The sequence below is a fragment of the Bradyrhizobium sp. SZCCHNGR1005 genome (assembly GCF_032489995.1).
Classification (GTDB): Bacteria; Pseudomonadota; Alphaproteobacteria; order Rhizobiales; family Xanthobacteraceae; genus Bradyrhizobium.
Map to the genome: position 1 here is coordinate 929376 of NZ_JAUEZC010000002.1, position 15873 is coordinate 945248.

At 64.4% G+C, this 15873-nt stretch carries 10 protein-coding genes; 5 read left to right on the forward strand and 5 right to left on the reverse strand.

Annotation, left to right across the window (positions count from 1 at the left end):
• Window positions 1-638: 638 nt before the first annotated feature.
• From QXZ85_RS10400 to QXZ85_RS10410, 3 genes are all read right to left on the reverse strand, one after another.
• Window positions 639-1463, reverse strand: coding sequence for a PhzF family phenazine biosynthesis protein (locus QXZ85_RS10400; RefSeq protein WP_315701968.1), 825 nt, complete (start codon window positions 1461-1463; stop codon window positions 639-641).
• A 739-nt stretch (window positions 1464-2202) separates the two neighbouring features.
• The gene (locus QXZ85_RS10405) at window positions 2203-3111 is read right to left on the reverse strand and encodes an NAD(P)-dependent oxidoreductase (RefSeq protein ID WP_409998193.1); all 909 of its coding nucleotides are present in this window, start codon (window positions 3109-3111) and stop codon (window positions 2203-2205) included.
• Window positions 3112-3117: 6 nt separating this feature from the next.
• Window positions 3118-3939 carry an N-acyl homoserine lactonase family protein gene (locus QXZ85_RS10410; RefSeq protein ID WP_315701966.1) on the reverse strand — a complete coding sequence of 274 codons (822 nt, stop codon included), beginning with the start codon at window positions 3937-3939 and terminating at the stop codon, window positions 3118-3120.
• 362 nt (window positions 3940-4301) lie between these two features.
• Here QXZ85_RS10410 and QXZ85_RS10415 point away from each other — a divergent pair, with 362 nt between their 5' ends.
• The 4 genes from QXZ85_RS10415 to QXZ85_RS10430 all read left to right on the forward strand — a co-directional run bounded on the left by QXZ85_RS10415 (window position 4302) and on the right by QXZ85_RS10430 (window position 10851).
• Window positions 4302-5822 carry a caspase family protein gene (locus QXZ85_RS10415; protein WP_316174217.1) on the forward strand — a complete coding sequence of 507 codons (1521 nt, stop codon included), beginning with the start codon at window positions 4302-4304 and terminating at the stop codon, window positions 5820-5822.
• 187 nt (window positions 5823-6009) lie between these two features.
• Window positions 6010-6639: an OmpA family protein gene (locus QXZ85_RS10420; protein ID WP_315742708.1), complete on the forward strand. Its 630-nt coding sequence runs from the start codon at window positions 6010-6012 to the stop codon at window positions 6637-6639.
• A 139-nt stretch (window positions 6640-6778) separates the two neighbouring features.
• Window positions 6779-7696, forward strand: a complete 918-nt coding sequence (locus QXZ85_RS10425; protein ID WP_315767624.1) for an efflux RND transporter periplasmic adaptor subunit — start codon at window positions 6779-6781, stop codon at window positions 7694-7696.
• Entirely contained in the window at window positions 7696-10851 is a 3156-nt protein-coding gene (locus QXZ85_RS10430; RefSeq protein WP_315701963.1) for an efflux RND transporter permease subunit, read from the forward strand. Before QXZ85_RS10425 ends, QXZ85_RS10430 begins: the two co-directional genes overlap by 1 nt.
• A gap of 19 nt (window positions 10852-10870) precedes the next feature.
• Here the strand turns inward: QXZ85_RS10430 and QXZ85_RS10435 are convergent, their stop codons facing one another.
• Together QXZ85_RS10435 and QXZ85_RS10440 are read right to left on the reverse strand one after the other, a co-directional pair.
• Entirely contained in the window at window positions 10871-12367 is a 1497-nt protein-coding gene (locus QXZ85_RS10435) for a glycosyltransferase family 39 protein (protein WP_315701962.1), read from the reverse strand.
• 483 nt (window positions 12368-12850) lie between these two features.
• Window positions 12851-13525, reverse strand: a complete 675-nt coding sequence (locus tag QXZ85_RS10440; RefSeq protein ID WP_315701961.1) for a Crp/Fnr family transcriptional regulator — start codon at window positions 13523-13525, stop codon at window positions 12851-12853.
• Window positions 13526-13722: 197 nt separating this feature from the next.
• Here QXZ85_RS10440 and QXZ85_RS10445 point away from each other — a divergent pair, with 197 nt between their 5' ends.
• Entirely contained in the window at window positions 13723-15762 is a 2040-nt protein-coding gene (locus QXZ85_RS10445) for an AsmA family protein (RefSeq protein ID WP_316174038.1), read from the forward strand.
• Window positions 15763-15873: the final 111 nt, after the last annotated feature.

Genomic DNA, 15873 nt, shown 5'->3' on the forward strand with positions numbered 1-15873 from the left:
TCGCGATCGCCTAACCCACCACGCTGTTCGCACGGGATTGGCGGGTTACGCTCCGCTAACCCGCCCTACGAGCTCACGTGAAGAAGGGCGCCGCGGTCGAGCTGCGTTGAGCCGCAGATTCTCACCTCCCCCGTCATTCCGGGGCGGTCGCAACGCGCCGAACCCGGAAATCCCGAGGTTGCGAGATGAGACCGCGCCTCCTTCGTCATTGCGAGCGCAAGCGGAGCAATCCAGGAATCCGAACGCCGCTGTCGTCCCCGCCTAGCGCGCAATTGCGCGCGGAGCGGGGATCCATAACCACCGACCTTTGTTGCTGCTACGATGAGTTCGGCAGCTCGCGCATCACAAGCGCCTCTGGAACATGAGTCCGACTCAAGGCCGGGACGATAGCGGTGGAAGTGGCGAAGCGGATTGCAGTGACTACGTTCGGCCGCGGTCCTGTATGGTGGGCAAAGGCGCGAAGCGCCGTGCCCACCATATCGCCCAACGATCAATGGAGGGATCAATGCAATGATCAATGGTGGGCACGCTATCGCTTTGCCCACCCTACGGTCTGGTCGCGGTCGTGTAACCCGCCACGTTACTCGCACGCGATTTGCGGAGTGCGCTGGGTCTCACTGTGATCAGCGCTTCGCCGGCTACATCTGCCGAGCTGCTCCTGACACCCGGATGCTCGCACCGGGTTCAGAGGTGATCTCGGCTTGTAGCCGCGACGGCATACCCATGTCCTCCCCCTGTAGGATTTCGATCCTACCACCATGAGGCCATCCAAGATCGCGAAGATATCCCGCGAGGGCCGCCGCTGCGGCTCCCGTCGCCGGGTCTTCGTAGACGCCTCCCGCTGCGAATGGATTGCGGGCACGGAAGAGCGTATCGGTTTCTGCATGGACGAGACTGATGGTAACGATCCCCGCTGCAATCATGAGCCGCCGTCCTTGCTCTAGGTCATAGTGCATCGCGGCCAGCTTCTGGCGGCTCGTCAGGCCTAGCACGAGATGCCGAGCACCAGCCTCAGCGATTGCGGGAGGCAGCCGTGGGTCGAGATCAGCAACGGTATACGAGAAAAGGCTGAGTGCGGTCTCGACCAACTCCTTCGGCGCCTGTTCGCTGCGCGTGCGCGGTGATTGCAAGGCCGCCATAAGCTCGGGATTCTGCCATCCCGTTACCGTGATCCGCGTGTTGTTGAGTTGAAGCGCGAAGGTTCCGTCGCCATGGGCAAGAGCAAGCGCGGCCCCAAGCGCGATTGTTGCGTGCCCGCAGAACGGCACCTCGATCTCAGGAGCAAAGTAGCGTACCCGCCAGCCGTCCTCGTTCGGTGCGGCGAACACTGTCTCCGAGTACCCCACCTCTGCGGCGACCGCCAGCATCCGGTCGGCAGGAGGGAGGGCTTTGCAGAGCACGACACCTGCGGGGTTGCCCCCGTTCGTTCCTTGGGAAAAGGCGGCAATCCGCTGCACGTTCATTCGTCTCTCCAATGTCAAGATCACGGAACATAAGCTTACCGTTTTTCGTGCGCGTGACGCACCACCTTACTCGCACGGGACCAGCGGACGACGCTCCGCTAATCCGCTCTCGAGCTCACATCCCCCAACCCGATGGGCAATTCCGCATTCCCGTCATGCCCAAACTGCCCGTCGTGCCAGTTTGCCGCACGCTCCTGGCCTTGCCGTGTCGGGCAAATCACAACGATGATCTCGCTTATCCCGCGGCGATGAAGAGGGGCGTTTCGGCCGATCGTCACGAGGCGTAGCGGCGGGGAGCGGTGGACGCATTGGACTTGAGGCTCTGCATTGGCGAGCCGGCGAGCAAGTTCGACGCGGACGGTCAAGTCGCGTGGTCCTGATACCCCGACGCTGGTATCAAGTTCGCGACGATGCGCCTTGCGCATCGCGTGGATGACGGTGGCCAACAAGCCCGGCGCACCGGGGAGATCGCGAAGCAGCCGTTAAAACCATCGCGCGGGGAAGGCCGGGTCGTCCGGCTGGACCTGTGGTACCTGCCGCCTGCATTTTTTCCGCAGGCGGGCCACGGGCCTCAGTCGAGGTCCGGCCTTCCCTGCGCCCTCTCGTTTTCGAGGGCGATGTCGGCAGCATGACTCGGACGTATCTGCGTCGCGGGAAGGCGTTGTCACGTCAGCCTGGGCTGTTTGACACATGAATCAGACATCGGATCGCGTGGGTGCAGGCACTTAGTCCCGGGTCCTTAGTCCAGAGAGCGATCGATCAGCTTCGCAATGACCGGGAAGTACGCCTTGCCGGTGCCGGCATCGATCGCCTCCTGCAGGATGGTGCCGGTGAGCTCCGCGCCGCGCAGCGCCACGCCGGCATCGGCTGCGAGTTCGAGCGCATAGGACAAATCCTTCAGCGCATATTCGGTCGAGAAGGCGCGTTCCGGAAATGCGCCGGGCACGATCGCCTTCAGGCCATGGTTGCGGAGCGCGAAGCTGTCGGCCGAGCCCTTCGACAGCGTCTGCAGCAGGAGCTCGGGATCGACGCCGCTGCGGCGCGCCACGGCGACGGCTTCGGCCAGCGCGGTCACCGTCTCGAACAGCACCATGTTGTTGAGGATCTTGGTGACCTGCCCTGCGCCGACCTCGCCGCAAAGGGTGACGTCGGTGGCAAAGCAGCGGATGAGGGGCTCGATCGCCGCGAACAGCTCGGGCGAAGCGCCGACCATCACGCTCAGCGTGCCGTCCTGCGCCGCCTGCCGCGTGCGCGCGATCGGCGCGTCCACCCAGGCGGCGCCTTTGATCTGCAGCTGCGCGGCGAAGTCGCGGGTCTGCTTGACCGAGGAGGTGCCGAGATCGACCACGATCTGTTGCGGCCTGATATGGGCGAGAATGCCGTCGCCCTCGAATGCTGCGCGCACATGCGTGGCGCTCGGCAGGCACAGGAAGATCAATTCGCTCTGCCTGACGACATCGGCGACGGAAGCCGCGATCGCGGCGCCTGCCGACTCGATCCGCTCGAGCGGCTCGCGCGCGAGATCAAAGGTGATCACGCCGGCGTTGCTCTTGGTCACGAGGTTGCGGCAGATCGGCTCGCCCATGACGCCGAGACCGATGAAGCCAAGCCTCTTGTATGAAGAAAGCATCTTGTATGATGAGGTCATCGCGGCTCACTCTTTCACGAATGAGCGCGATGGCGCCTGATGCAGAGCGAACACGTCCACCGTCTCGCTCGCCCGCGGATAGATCTCGGCGACGATCGGATCATGTCCGGGGATGATGCGATCGGGATGGCCGGCGAGCCGCTCGACGATTTCCCAGCCGTGGGCCATGTCGCCGAGATTGTAGATGATCGGGTAGGGGCTGCGCCTGTGCAGATTGGCGAAGTAATGCGCGGCATCGGAGGCGAGCACGACCGGACCCCGCGCGGTCTCCACCCGCACCGCCTGCAGCCCGTCGGAATGACCGCCGACCCGGTGTACGGTGATGCCGGGCGCGATCTCGCCATCGCCGCAGTGGAAGACGACGCGCTCGCGATAGACATGCCGCACCATCGCCGTGACGTGCTCGACGGAGAACGGATGCCGCAGCAGGCCGTTGCACATGCAGCGGCCGGTCGCGTAAGCCATCTCGCGCTCCTGCAGATGGAAGCGCGCATTCGGGAAGCGGTCGAGATTGCCGGCGTGGTCATAATGCAGATGCGTGACGACCACCTCCCGGATCTGCGCCGGCGCCACGCCGAAGGCGGCCAGCGCCTCGACCGGATCGCAGGTGAGCTTGCGGTTGCGCAGCCGCGCCTCCTCGGCGTTGAAGCCGGTGTCGACCAGGATGTCGCGCCCCGGCCCACGGATCAGCCAGACGAAATAGTCGAGGTCCTGCGCCGTGCTCTCATGCGGGTCCGGCTGCAGATGGTTCATCTGCGGCGTGCGCCCCGACATCGTCGCATAGCGCAGCGCATAGATCTCATAGGCGATCTCATGGGCGTTCCCCATCCGGTCGTCTCTCCCCGTCGTTGTGGTCTCGTTCGGAATGCAGCAAGCCACTCCCGATCGTCGCGGTCAATGAGACCGAGAGCAGCTCGGTCGCCGCTGGCCTCATGTGCGGCCGGTCACATTCGCAAGCCGTCCAAGACGGGCATGCTCCGACGTCGAAGATCGTGCTGCAGAGAGAGGAGGCGAGAGGCGGTGCGATGCGTCGCGATTGTGACGCTTCTGCCGAGGTTCCCAGCGGTTGACGTCGGGTCACCGCGATTTGATAATGCCTGGTGCGGGGGGTAAGGTCGCTGCGGCGCAAGCGCGATCGGCGCCTTCTGTTGCTGACCTCTGGACCGCCCAAAGTCTGGACCGCCATCGTGATGACGCTTCGCCTGCTCCTCCTGCTCGGTTTGATCGTCCCTGCCGTTGCATCCGTACCCTGCTTCGCCGCCGCCGATCGCGTCGCGCTGGTGATCGGCAACGCCAAATATCCCGATGCCGACGCGCCGCTGACGGAGCCGGTGAACGACGCGCGCGACCTCGCCGATGAGCTGAAGCGCGACGGCTTCAACGTCGATGTTCTGGAGAATGCGGGCGGCGAGGCGATGCGCCACGCGCTCGATCGCCTGTACGGGAAGATCAAGCCCGGCACGGTGGCGCTGGTGTTCTTCTCCGGCTACGGCATCCAGTCCAACCGGCAGAGCTACCTGATCCCGGTCGATGCGCAGATCTGGCAGGAGGCCGATGTGCGGCGCGACGGCTTCAGCCTGGAGACGGTGCTGGGCGAGATCAACGGCCGTGGCGCCGGCGTCAAGATCGCACTGATCGACGCCTCGCGCCGCAATCCATACGAGCGGCGATTCCGGACCGCCTCGGCCGGGCTCGCACCGGTGATCGCGCCGACGGGGACGTTGGTGATGTATTCGGCCGCGCTGTCCGCGGTGGTCTCCGACAGCGGACGCGATCACAGTCTGTTCGTGCAGGAGCTGTTGAAGGAGATCCGCGTCCCTGATCTCTCGGCGGAAGAGACCTTGAACCACACCCGCGTCGGCGTCACCCGCGCCTCGCGCAATGAGCAGGTGCCGTGGATCTCCTCTTCGCTCGCTGAGGACTTCACCTTCGTCACGGGGCCGGCTGGCAACCGCCCGGCCGGCGGCGCCGCGGAGACGAACGTCACGCCGCTGCCCGCCCCGACACCGAGCCCGACGCAGGTCGTGGTGGCGCCGCCCGCTCCGCCTCCTGCGCCACCGATGCCGAGCCCGGCGCCTAGCCCGGTGCAGAAGGCCGACACGCCGCCGCCGGCACCGGCGCCGACAGCGACGCCTGCACCTGTGCCGCCTGCGGCCAGCAATTCGCCCAGTCCCGAGCCCAACGTGGCCCCGACGAGCACCCAGGTGGCGCTCGCCGATGATCCGACCATCAAGAGCCTGTCCGCCAAGATCGCTGCCAATCCGGATGATGTCAGCGCGCTGTATCGCCGCGGCCAGGTCTACGCCAGCAAGGGCGCCTATGATCTTGCGATCAAGGATTTCGACGACACCATCCGTATCAATCCGAAGGACGTCGAGGCGCTGAACAACCGCTGCTGGGCGCGCACCGTGATCGGCGAATTGCAGACCGCGTTGCGGGACTGCAACGAGGCGCTGCGGCTGCGGCCGAATTTCGTCGACGCGCTGGACAGTCGCGGGCTGCTCAACCTGAAGAGCGGCGCCAACAAGAATGCGATCGCCGATTTCGACGCGGCGCTCAAGATCAATCCGCGGCTGACGTCCTCGCTCTATGGCCGAGGTCTCGCCAGGCAGCGCAGCGGGGCGGCCCAGGAGGGGGCGCTCGACATCGCCAATGCCAAGGCGATGGACCCCAACGTCGTGCAGGAATTCGAAAGCTACGGCGTTCGCTGAGCAATTTTGCGATCGCAGCAACCGGCGCCGTTCGAACCCCAGGACGGCCCGGAATGACAAAAGGGCGAACAGCCACGGGAAACAGCGAAGGGACGCGGGCGGGCCTTGCCGTCGCTCGATCGGTGAGGACCCGCGCTCTCCGCACAGGAGGAACTGCCAGATGACGAGACCAACTCTCCCCGCCACGATGCTCGCGACGATTGCGATCGGAACGGCGCTGTCGCTCGGCGCGGCCAGGGCCCTCGCCGCCGAGGACGTGACCGAGGATCAGATCGTTCGCGCGCTGGCCGGGCCGAAGAAGCCGCTGACGCGGGGCCTGTCGATGGCGCCATCGGCGGAGGAGACGCCGGCCGTCTCGCCCGAACAGGACAAGTTCCTGCAGAGCGTGCGCGGCCGTACCGCACGCTCGCTGTCGTCGGCCGAGCGCGAGGAGATCGCCGCGATCGCCAAGGCCAGGCCGAACATCGACCTCGAGATCACCTTCGAGTACAATTCGGCCAACATCAGCCAGAAGTCGCTGGCGTCAGTGCAGGCGCTTGGCCGCGCGCTGACCAGCCCGGACCTGAAGGGATCGACCTTCCTGGTCGCCGGTTACACCGATGCCGCCGGCAGCGATGCCTACAACCAGGACCTCTCGGAGCGGCGCGCCGATTCCATCAAGCGCTATCTGGTCGAGAAATACGGCATCGCCGGCGCCGATCTCGTGACCGTCGGCTATGGCAAGAGCAAGCTGAAGGACCCAAGCCACCCGCTGTCGGAAGTGAACCGCCGCGTGCAGGTCGTGAACACGCAGAGCAAGACGGCGGCCGCGAAATAGTGTCTGCAGGGATCGAATTTGCGCCTCGCATGCGACTGAGGATCGGCCTGGGCGTTCCTCTCGCAGCATTGCGGGGCGCATATCCGTCACAGGCGGGCGTCCGCCGTCTCCGCCGCGAAGCTCTGGGATCAAGCCATCGATGAAGCTCACCGAGACCATCAAACCCGCCGCCGGCGCAGTGCTCGTCGCGGCCCTGCTGGGCGGCTATTACTGGTTCGAGCATCGCTCGCGGCGGGTGGAAGACGAGCCGCGAATGCAGGCGCAGGTGGTCGTCACCAAAGCGGTGAGCGCCTGCTTTTCCGATCTGGTGCGGGTCACCGGCTTCGTCGTGCCGCGCCGCGAAGCCGTGGTCGGCGCCGATCAGGAGGGCTCGCGGGTCACCGACGTGCTGGTCAAGGAAGGCGATGTTGTCACCGAGAATCAGGAGCTCGCCCGCCTCACGCCGCAGCCGGGCGCACCGGCCGCAGCCGCCGGGCGGGCAGTGTCGCTGCGGGCGCCCGCGGCCGGCCTCGTCACCGAGGTCCGCACCATGGTCGGCGCGCCGGCCTCACCGCAGGCCGGACCGATGTTCCGCATCGCCGTCAACAACGAGCTGGAGCTCGATGCCGAGGTGCCGAGCGTGCATCTGCTGAAACTCAATCCCGGCGCATCCGTCCGGATCAGCCGCGACGAGCAACCGGACATCATCGGGCGTGTACGGGTGGTTTCGCCGCAGATCGATCGTTCCACCCAGCTCGGCCATGTCAGGATCGCGCTCTCCGGCAATCCTGCCGTCAAGCCGGGAACGTTCGCGCGCGCCAGCATCGACGCCAAGCGCAGCTGCGGCGTCGCGGTTCCCAACACCGCGATCGATCATCTCACCATCCAGGTGGTCAAGGGCGACACCATCGAGACCCGCAGGGTCCGCGTCGGATTGGTATCGGACACCTCGACGGAGATCCTGGAAGGTCTCGACGTCGGCGAGGTCGTCGTGGCCGACGCCGGCAGCTCGCTGCATGATGGCGACCAGATCAAGACCATGTTCGCCGAAGACCTCGATCGCACCCGGGTACGCTGATGGCACTCAATATCTCGGCATGGTCGATCCGGCACCCGCTGCCGCCGGTGGTTTTCTCCATCATCCTCTTGCTGCTCGGCTGGATCAGCTTCACCAAGCTCGCGGTGACCCGGCTGCCAAATGCCGACATTCCGGTGATCTCGGTTGCGGTGTCGCAGTTCGGCGCGGCGCCGGCCGAGCTCGAATCCCAGGTCGCCAAGACGATCGAGGACGGCGTCTCCGGCGTCGAAGGCGTGCGTCATATCTCCTCCTCGATCACCGACGGCCTGTCGGTGACCACGATCCAGTTCGCGCTGGAAACCAATTCCGACCGCGCGCTCAACGACATCAAGGATGCGGTGACGCGCGTGCGCGCCAATCTGCCGCAGAATGTCACCGAGCCCTTAATCCAGCGCGTCGACGTGATCGGATTGCCGATCGTGACCTATGCCGCGATCTCGCCGGGCAAGACGCCGGAGCAGCTGTCGTTCTTCGTGGATGACGTCGTCAAGCGCGCGCTGCAGGGCGTGCGCGGCGTGAGCCAGGTCGAGCGCATCGGCGGCGTCCAGCGCGAAATCCTGGTCTCGCTCAATCCCGACCGGCTGCAGGCGATGGGCCTGACCGCCGTCAATGTCAGCCAGAGCCTGCGTGGCACCAATGTCGATTTGGCCGGTGGCCGCGCCGAAATCGGCAAGAACGACCAGGCGATCCGCACGCTGGCCGGCGCCAAGACATTGAACGATCTCGCGGGCACCATGATCCCGCTGTTCGGCGGCGGCGAGGTCCGGCTCGACGATCTCGGCACCGTTACGGACACGATCGCGGATCGCCGGACCTTCGCCCGCTTCAACGGCGATCCCGTGGTCGCGCTTGGCATCAAGCGCGCCAAGGGAGCGAGCGACGTGGTGGTCGCCGCGGCCGTACAGAAGCGCATCGATGCGCTGAAGGTCGCCTATCCCGACGTCGATCTGAGGCTGATCGATACCTCGGTCGATTTCACCAAGGGCAATTACGAGGCCGCGATCTCGACCCTGTTCGAGGGGGCGATCCTGGCCGTGATCATCGTGCTGCTGTTCCTGCGCGACATCAGGGCCACCGTGATCGCGGCCATTTCGCTGCCGCTGTCCATCTTCCCGGCCTTCTGGGCGATGGACATCCTCGGCTTCTCGCTCAACCTGGTCTCGTTCCTCGCGATCACGCTGTCGACCGGCATTCTGGTCGACGATGCCATCGTCGAGATCGAGAACATCGTCCGCCACATGCGGATGGGCAAGTCGCCTTATCGCGCCGCGCTCGAAGCGGCCGACGAGATCGGGCTGGCCGTGATCGCGATCAGCCTCACGATCATCGCGATCTTCACGCCCGCAAGCTTCATGTCGGGCGTTGCGGGACAGTTCTTCAAGCAGTTCGGCATCACCGTGTCGGTGCAGGTGTTTTTCTCGCTGCTCGCCGCACGCTTCGTGACCCCGATGTTGGCCGCCTATTTCCTGAAGCACCAGGCGCATGAGGAGCCGCCGTCCGGCCGCATCTTGCGCGGCTATCATGCCGTCGTAAGCTGGTCGGTGAAGCACTACTTCATCACGGTTGTCATCGGTTTTGCGATTTTCGCGGCTTCGATCCTGAGCATCAAGCTGCTGCCGCAAGGCTTCCTGCCGGCTCAGGACACCGCGCGTTCGCTGCTTGCAATGGAGCTGCCGCCCGGCTCGCAGCTTGCCTTCACGGAGCAGGTCACGGAGGGCATCGTGGCGCGGCTGCGCAAACGGCCGGAGGTGCGGAGTGTGTTCGTGGACGGCGGCCGCTCGCCGCCCGGCATCATGGAGGTGCGCCGCGCGGCGCTGATCATCAACTACACCCCGAAATCGGAGCGGAAGGTCACCCAGAAGGAGCTCGAACGCGAGATCGGCGAGGAGCTCAACAACGTCCCTGACATTCGCTTCTGGTTCCTGGATGAAAACGGCCTGCGCGCGATCTCGCTGGTGGTGACCGGTTCGGACAGCAAGATCGTCGACAATGTCGCAAGTGAACTCGCTTCGCAGATGAAGCGGATTCCGATCATCTCGAACGTGGTCTCGGAGACGGCGCTCGACCGGCCCGAATTGCGGATCCAGCCGCGGGCCGATCTCGCCGCCCGGCTCGGCGTATCGACCGAGAGTTTGTCTCAGACCATCCGCGTCGCCACCATCGGCGATGTCGGACCGGCGTTGGCAAAATTTGATGCCGGCGGCCGCCTGATCCCGATTCGGGTTCAGCTCGAGGACGCCGCGCGCGGCAACGTGCAGACGCTGGAGCAGCTGCGCGTCCCGCTTGGCATGCACGGCGAAAAGGGCGGCGTGCCGCTCTCGGTGGTCGCCGACATCAAGCTCGATCAGGGGCCGACCAGCATCAATCGCTACGACCGCGAGCGCCAGGCGACGGTGGCGGCCGACCTCGTCGGCTTCGCCGCGCTCGGCGATGCCACCCGGCAGATCAACGAGCTGCCGGTCATGAAGACGCTGCCGAAGATCGTCAGGGTCAGCCCTTCCGGCGATGCCGAAAGCCTGAATGAGCTGTCCGAAGGGTTCGCCACGGCGATCACATCCGGACTGATGATGGTCTATGCGGTGCTGGTCTTGTTGTTCGGCACTTTCCTGCAGCCGATCACGATCCTGTTCTCGCTGCCTTTGTCGATCGGCGGTGCGATCGCTGCACTGCTCCTGACCGGCAAGCAGCTGACCACGCCGGTCTGGATCGGCATCCTGATGCTGATGGGCATCGTCACCAAGAACGCGATCATGCTGGTCGAATTCGCCATCGAATCGATTCGTGCGGGCCAGCCGCGGGAGGCGGCGATGATCGACGCCGGCCTGAAGCGGGCGCGGCCGATCGTGATGACGACGATTGCCATGGTCGCCGGTATGATACCGAGTGCGCTCGCGGTCGGCGCCGGCGGCGAGTTCCGCTCGCCGATGGCGCTGGCGGTGATCGGCGGGTTGTTGTTCTCGACCGTTCTGTCGCTGGTCTTCGTGCCGGCGATGTTCATGGTGATGGATGACATCGGCGCGCTGTTCGGGCGCCTTGGCCGACGCCTGATCGTCTCGTCCGCTGCGGATGAGGCCGCCGATCAAGCTGCGGCTTCACCGCAAAAGGATGCGCAGGAGAAAAAGCCGCCGACGAGGATCTCGCCGGCTGCGGAGTAACTGAACGCCGTGCAGCCACTCAGTTGAGCATGGGCGGGCTTCGACGCTGGGCGCTGAAATCCTGAGCGATGCCGTTGCTCGGCGATGGCTTTGGCGCCTCATCGGTCGCAGGCGGCACGATCAGCGCGACGAAGCCCTGGCTCGCGCCCTCCAAGCCGAACAGGCTGGTGGTCAGCGAGAACGAGCTGCGAACGGCGCGATTCGTCCGCGCAGCGGCACTGTCCATGCCCGCCACGCAGGAGATATCGGTGTCGTAACACAGAGCTGCCCATCCCTGTGTGAAGGCATCATCCGGCAGCTGAAGCTCATGCGGATGCACCAGGCCGGTGTCAAAGACCGGATGATCGGGACTGTAGAACGCGGCCGCGAAGGCCAATCCTTCATCGCCGCCGACCGCTGGCAGCGCCGTGTCCGACAATGCGTGCCATTGACGCGTCAGCTCCGCGACCGCCGGCTGATAGAAGTTGCGCCCCTCATGCAGCGGAAAATAGTTGCGGTAGAGCGCGTGCAGCGGCGCGGCCACGAACGCGGCGAGGACCGCGACGCCGACGGCGGCGACAAGGAGATTGGCCGTCCGCTCGCGGGGAGCTTGATAGCTCGCGCCGCACACGATCACCACGACGAACAGGAACACGCCTTGCAGCCCCCAAAGCGGCGGCATATCCGTGCCGAACACTGCTGAAACCAACGCCGGAAGGACAATGGTTCCGATGCTGATGCTCGACAGCAACTGCAATCCGGGATCAAGCTTGAATATGTCGTCCAGCAATCGGCTCAAGCGAGGCCGCGCCATCACCAGCCAGATCAGGCCCGGGATTGCGATCAAACCGCCCATGGCGAGAAGGAATCCGGTCGCCTCGATCAGCGCCGGTCCAAGCGCCTTGCCGGAATGCCGCTCGATGGCGTAGGCAAATGGCTGAGCTCCGGTCGTTGCCAACCAATAGATGTGTGGAGCGAGGGCTGCGAGCCCGGTCGCGGAAGCGATCCATGGCGCCGAAGACGTATAGTAAGCTCGCCGCTCGCGATGCAGGAGGGCGGCGATCGCAAAGCTGCCGATCAGAAAGACCGAATAGTATTTGCCGAGCATTGCCAGAGCGCCTGCGGCGCCGGCGGCCATCGCCCAGCCTGGAGCACGGGTCTCGAACGAGCGCAGAAAACAATAGGTCGCAAGCGGCCACGTCGACAGCAGAATGGCGTTGGCGTTGAAGCGTTGTGCATGGAGCTGATAGACCGGCAACAGCATCAGCAGCAGCAGCACGATCAGGCGCTTGTCGCCACGCGCGAAACGGTGGGTGATCAGATCGACCGCCCATAATCCGACTGCCGAATTGGTCAGCGCCAGCAGGTTGAACGACCAGTTGGTGAGCGGAAAGACGATGGTCCAGGCCCGTGCGGTCCACGCCATCAGCGGCGGATGTTTCGATGAGCCCCAATCGAAGCTGCGGCCGAGCGACCAAGTTTCCAACACGTCCTGGTGAAGATCGCCGCCGATATAGGCAAGCGAAAAATAGATCATCCACAATGCGACGAAGCCTGTGAGGAGAAGCGGAATGGTCCATCCTTGTTCGACCCCGCGAGCCAAGCTCGAGACGGTCGCTCGCCAATCCCAGGACCAAGGCGCCGAAGAGCTTTCCTTACGCGCAGCCACCAACACCGCGAGACACATCGGGACTGATACTCACTGCTCTTGGAGCGTGCAAAGCCTTGCCCACGCGTACGAACGCGCGGGATGAATGGTCATCGCCGCTGCCGGATTACTTGTTTAGAACCATTAAAAAGCGTTCATGTCGCAAATTGTGAGGAGTGGTGGCCCAATTGCGATCATGTTTAGTCAGCGCAGATATGAAACGATGCGCGCCGCCCGATTTGCGTCACGCTTGCAGCCTGGAAAGGACAAGTTTGAGCTTGGGCGTGACAATAAAGTGCTTTGTCTGTGTGCTGCCTTGTCAAAGCCACGAAAAAGCACCGTGGGATTGGCCCGCATCAACGCGGCGTGCCGCTAATCGCTATGTGCGATCGCGCTGAGCGTGGTCAGGTCTTGAAGCAGGATGCGACCCCGCTGCAGTTCGAGAATCCCGTCCTTGCGCCAGGTCTGCAGTTGCCGATTGACGCTTTCGCGCGCTGCGCCGACGAAGATGCCAAGCTGCTCCTGGGAGATGTGGACCTCGGAACCGAAATCGTCGGCCAATGCGCACAGCCGCCGGGCAAGCCGGATCGGAAGCGGCTGCAGCACGGATTCTTCCATCCGTTCGCTTTGCCAGCGGATGCGTTGGCAGAGCAGCTGGATGATCTTGATCGCGACTTTCGGTTCGCGTTCCAGGAAGTCGAGAAACTCCTCACGCCGGAGCACGAACAGCTCGGTCGCTTGGCTTGCTGTGGCGTCCGCGGTGCGCTCCTGGCCGTCCAGTACGGCGACCTCGCCAAAGAGGTCGCCTGGCCCCATGAAGTTCAGAGTCAGCCGGGTGCCATCGGTTGCACCGGTCTCGATGCGGATTTGGCCGCGCCGGACTCCGAACAAGGCGTCACCAGGATCGCCTTTCTGGAACAGCACCTCACCCGCAGCGATATGCTGGGTATGACACAGGGTGGAGAGACGCTGCAGTTCGTCGTTTCCGAGGTCCGCGAACATCGGGTTCATTTTCAGAATGACCGCAAACTCGGCCTGCGTGCTCATCACTATGCCCTTAGGAACAGTTTGAAACCGTCAGTTACGGAAGCCGCTCTGGCAGAAGTGTGTCATACGTCACATAAAGTTGCGAGCTGCGCTGATTATTTTTGGCGCGTTGGAGCGATCGGTTGTCTGCGGGGCCGGTTGGCTCTGCTTGGGTCGCAGCGACTTGTCCGGCTCGCGCATCCGATTGGAACGTCGATATGAAAGCAGTGAGATACGCGGGCGCTGTGGTCGGTGTCGTCCTGGTGGTCTTCGTGGGGCTGCTGGCCTTTGGTGCGCCTGCAAGCCTGCTGGTCGCTGCGACCCAGGACCGGATCGAGCGCGGCACCGGCTACCGTTTGAGTATCGCAGGTGCCGCGAATATCGGACTGTTGCCGACACTCAACGCCACATTCGGCGATGTTACGCTGCAGGATCCCAAAGATCGCGACGGCAGCCGTCGGCTGACCATCGGCAAGGTGAGAGCCGAGCTGAGATGGTCGAGCCTGTGGTCGGGCCGCCCGGAGATCACCGCTCTCACCATCGAAAAGCCGGCGCTCTATCTGCCCTTGCTTCGGGAGCGGCGGCGCGATGAGTCCGCGCGCGATGCCGGATCTGCGGGATTCGGTACGATTGCTTCGGTCTCGATCGATCATGTCACGGTCACGGAAGGTGCCGTCATTCTGTCCAACCCCCGCGACCACGTGGAGCAGCGCATCGATGCCATTGCTGCGAGCGCCGCGCTATTGCCCGACAACACGACCAAGATCATCGGCAGCGCGCGGACCGGCGAGCGTCCGCTCGCATTCGACATCACGGCGGATGTTTCTTCGATGCAGCGGGCAGTTCCGATCGAGTTCAAGATCGACATGCCGGATACTCTGCGTTCGCCATTGTCCGGCCGCGCCGAGCTGCGGTGGAACGGAAAGCTGATCGCCATCAACAATCTCGGCGGAATGCTTGATGATGGTGCTTTCAACGGCTGGGCCTCCGTCGACATTGCGAGCAAGCCGCTGTTGAAGCTCGATCTGGACCTGCGGCGGCTTGCGGTCGGGAGCTCAAATGCTCCATCTGCTGGCCAGCGGCAGGGATGGAGCACGGCCTCGATCGACCTCCGCGCCTTGAACTATATCGACCTCCAGGCGAAGCTCTCCGCTGCCGAGTTCGATTTCGCCGGTGCACAACTCGGACCGGCCACGCTCGACGCATCGCTGGCCGGGGGTGTGCTGAAGACGGCCGTCGGCAATCTCCATCTCTACGACGGACAAGCCAGCGGTGAACTCATCGTCGATGCATCCGGGGGAAATCCAGCCTATGCGATGCATTGCGATATCGTCGGCGTGCGGGCGCTGCCGTTGCTGCAGGGTCTCGCCGATTTCGACAAAATCGACGCCAAGATGCAGGGGAAGCTCGCACTGCGCTCAAGCGGCGCCAGCGAACAGGCCATCATGTCCAATCTCAACGGTTCGGCGTTCCTGCTTTTCCAGGATGGTGCGATCCGCGGCATCAATGTCGCCCGGATGATCCGCTCCCTGACCTCCGCTCCTCTTTCGGGCTGGCAGGACTCGAAGGAGTTGTCGACCGATCTTAATCAGCTTTCTGCTTCGTTCCGCCTTGAACGTGGACAGGCGGTCACCGACGATCTCGATCTGATCGGGCCGCTGGTCAAGATGACGGGCGGCGGCACGGTCGACGTCGGCAACAAGACCTTGGCGTTGCGGGTCGAACCCAAGCTCGTCATGACCACCGAGGGACAGGGGCGCAGGTCGGACCCCATCGGCCTCGGCATTCCCGTGATGATCGAGGGGGCCTGGAGCGAGCCGCGGATCTATCCGGATGTCGCGGGCGCTTTGAGCGATCCGGATACCGCCTATGCCAAGCTGAAGCAGATGGGCCAGGGCCTGTTCGGCAAGGATGCGGCCGGATTGAGCGACCTGATCAATGGCATCGGTGGCTTGATCGGCAACGGCACCTCCAATCCGCCGGGCGGAAACTCCGGCGCAACTCCGCAAACTACGCCATCGGCTCCGCTCGGAGGCGATCTCGGTGCCGCGATCGGCAATCTGATCCAGCAGGGTCTGCAGCAGGGGCAGAATGGCCGCAAGCGCGCCATCGTGCCGCCTTCGAGCCCCGATCCGTCGGTTCAACCTCCAGCGGCACAGGTCCCTGATCGGCAGGGGGCTCCGCCCGACACGTCACGTGACGGTGCGCAGGAGAGCCAGCCCATGAACGACATGTTGCGGCGCCTCTTCAACCGCTGACATCCGGCGCCTCCCGCGACGGACAACGCCCGCGGCTCCTGCCACGATTGTGTGCTAGACAGCGTTCGGCGGTCTTCTCGCGCAGTCGGCCACTCGGACGTATGCTGCCGT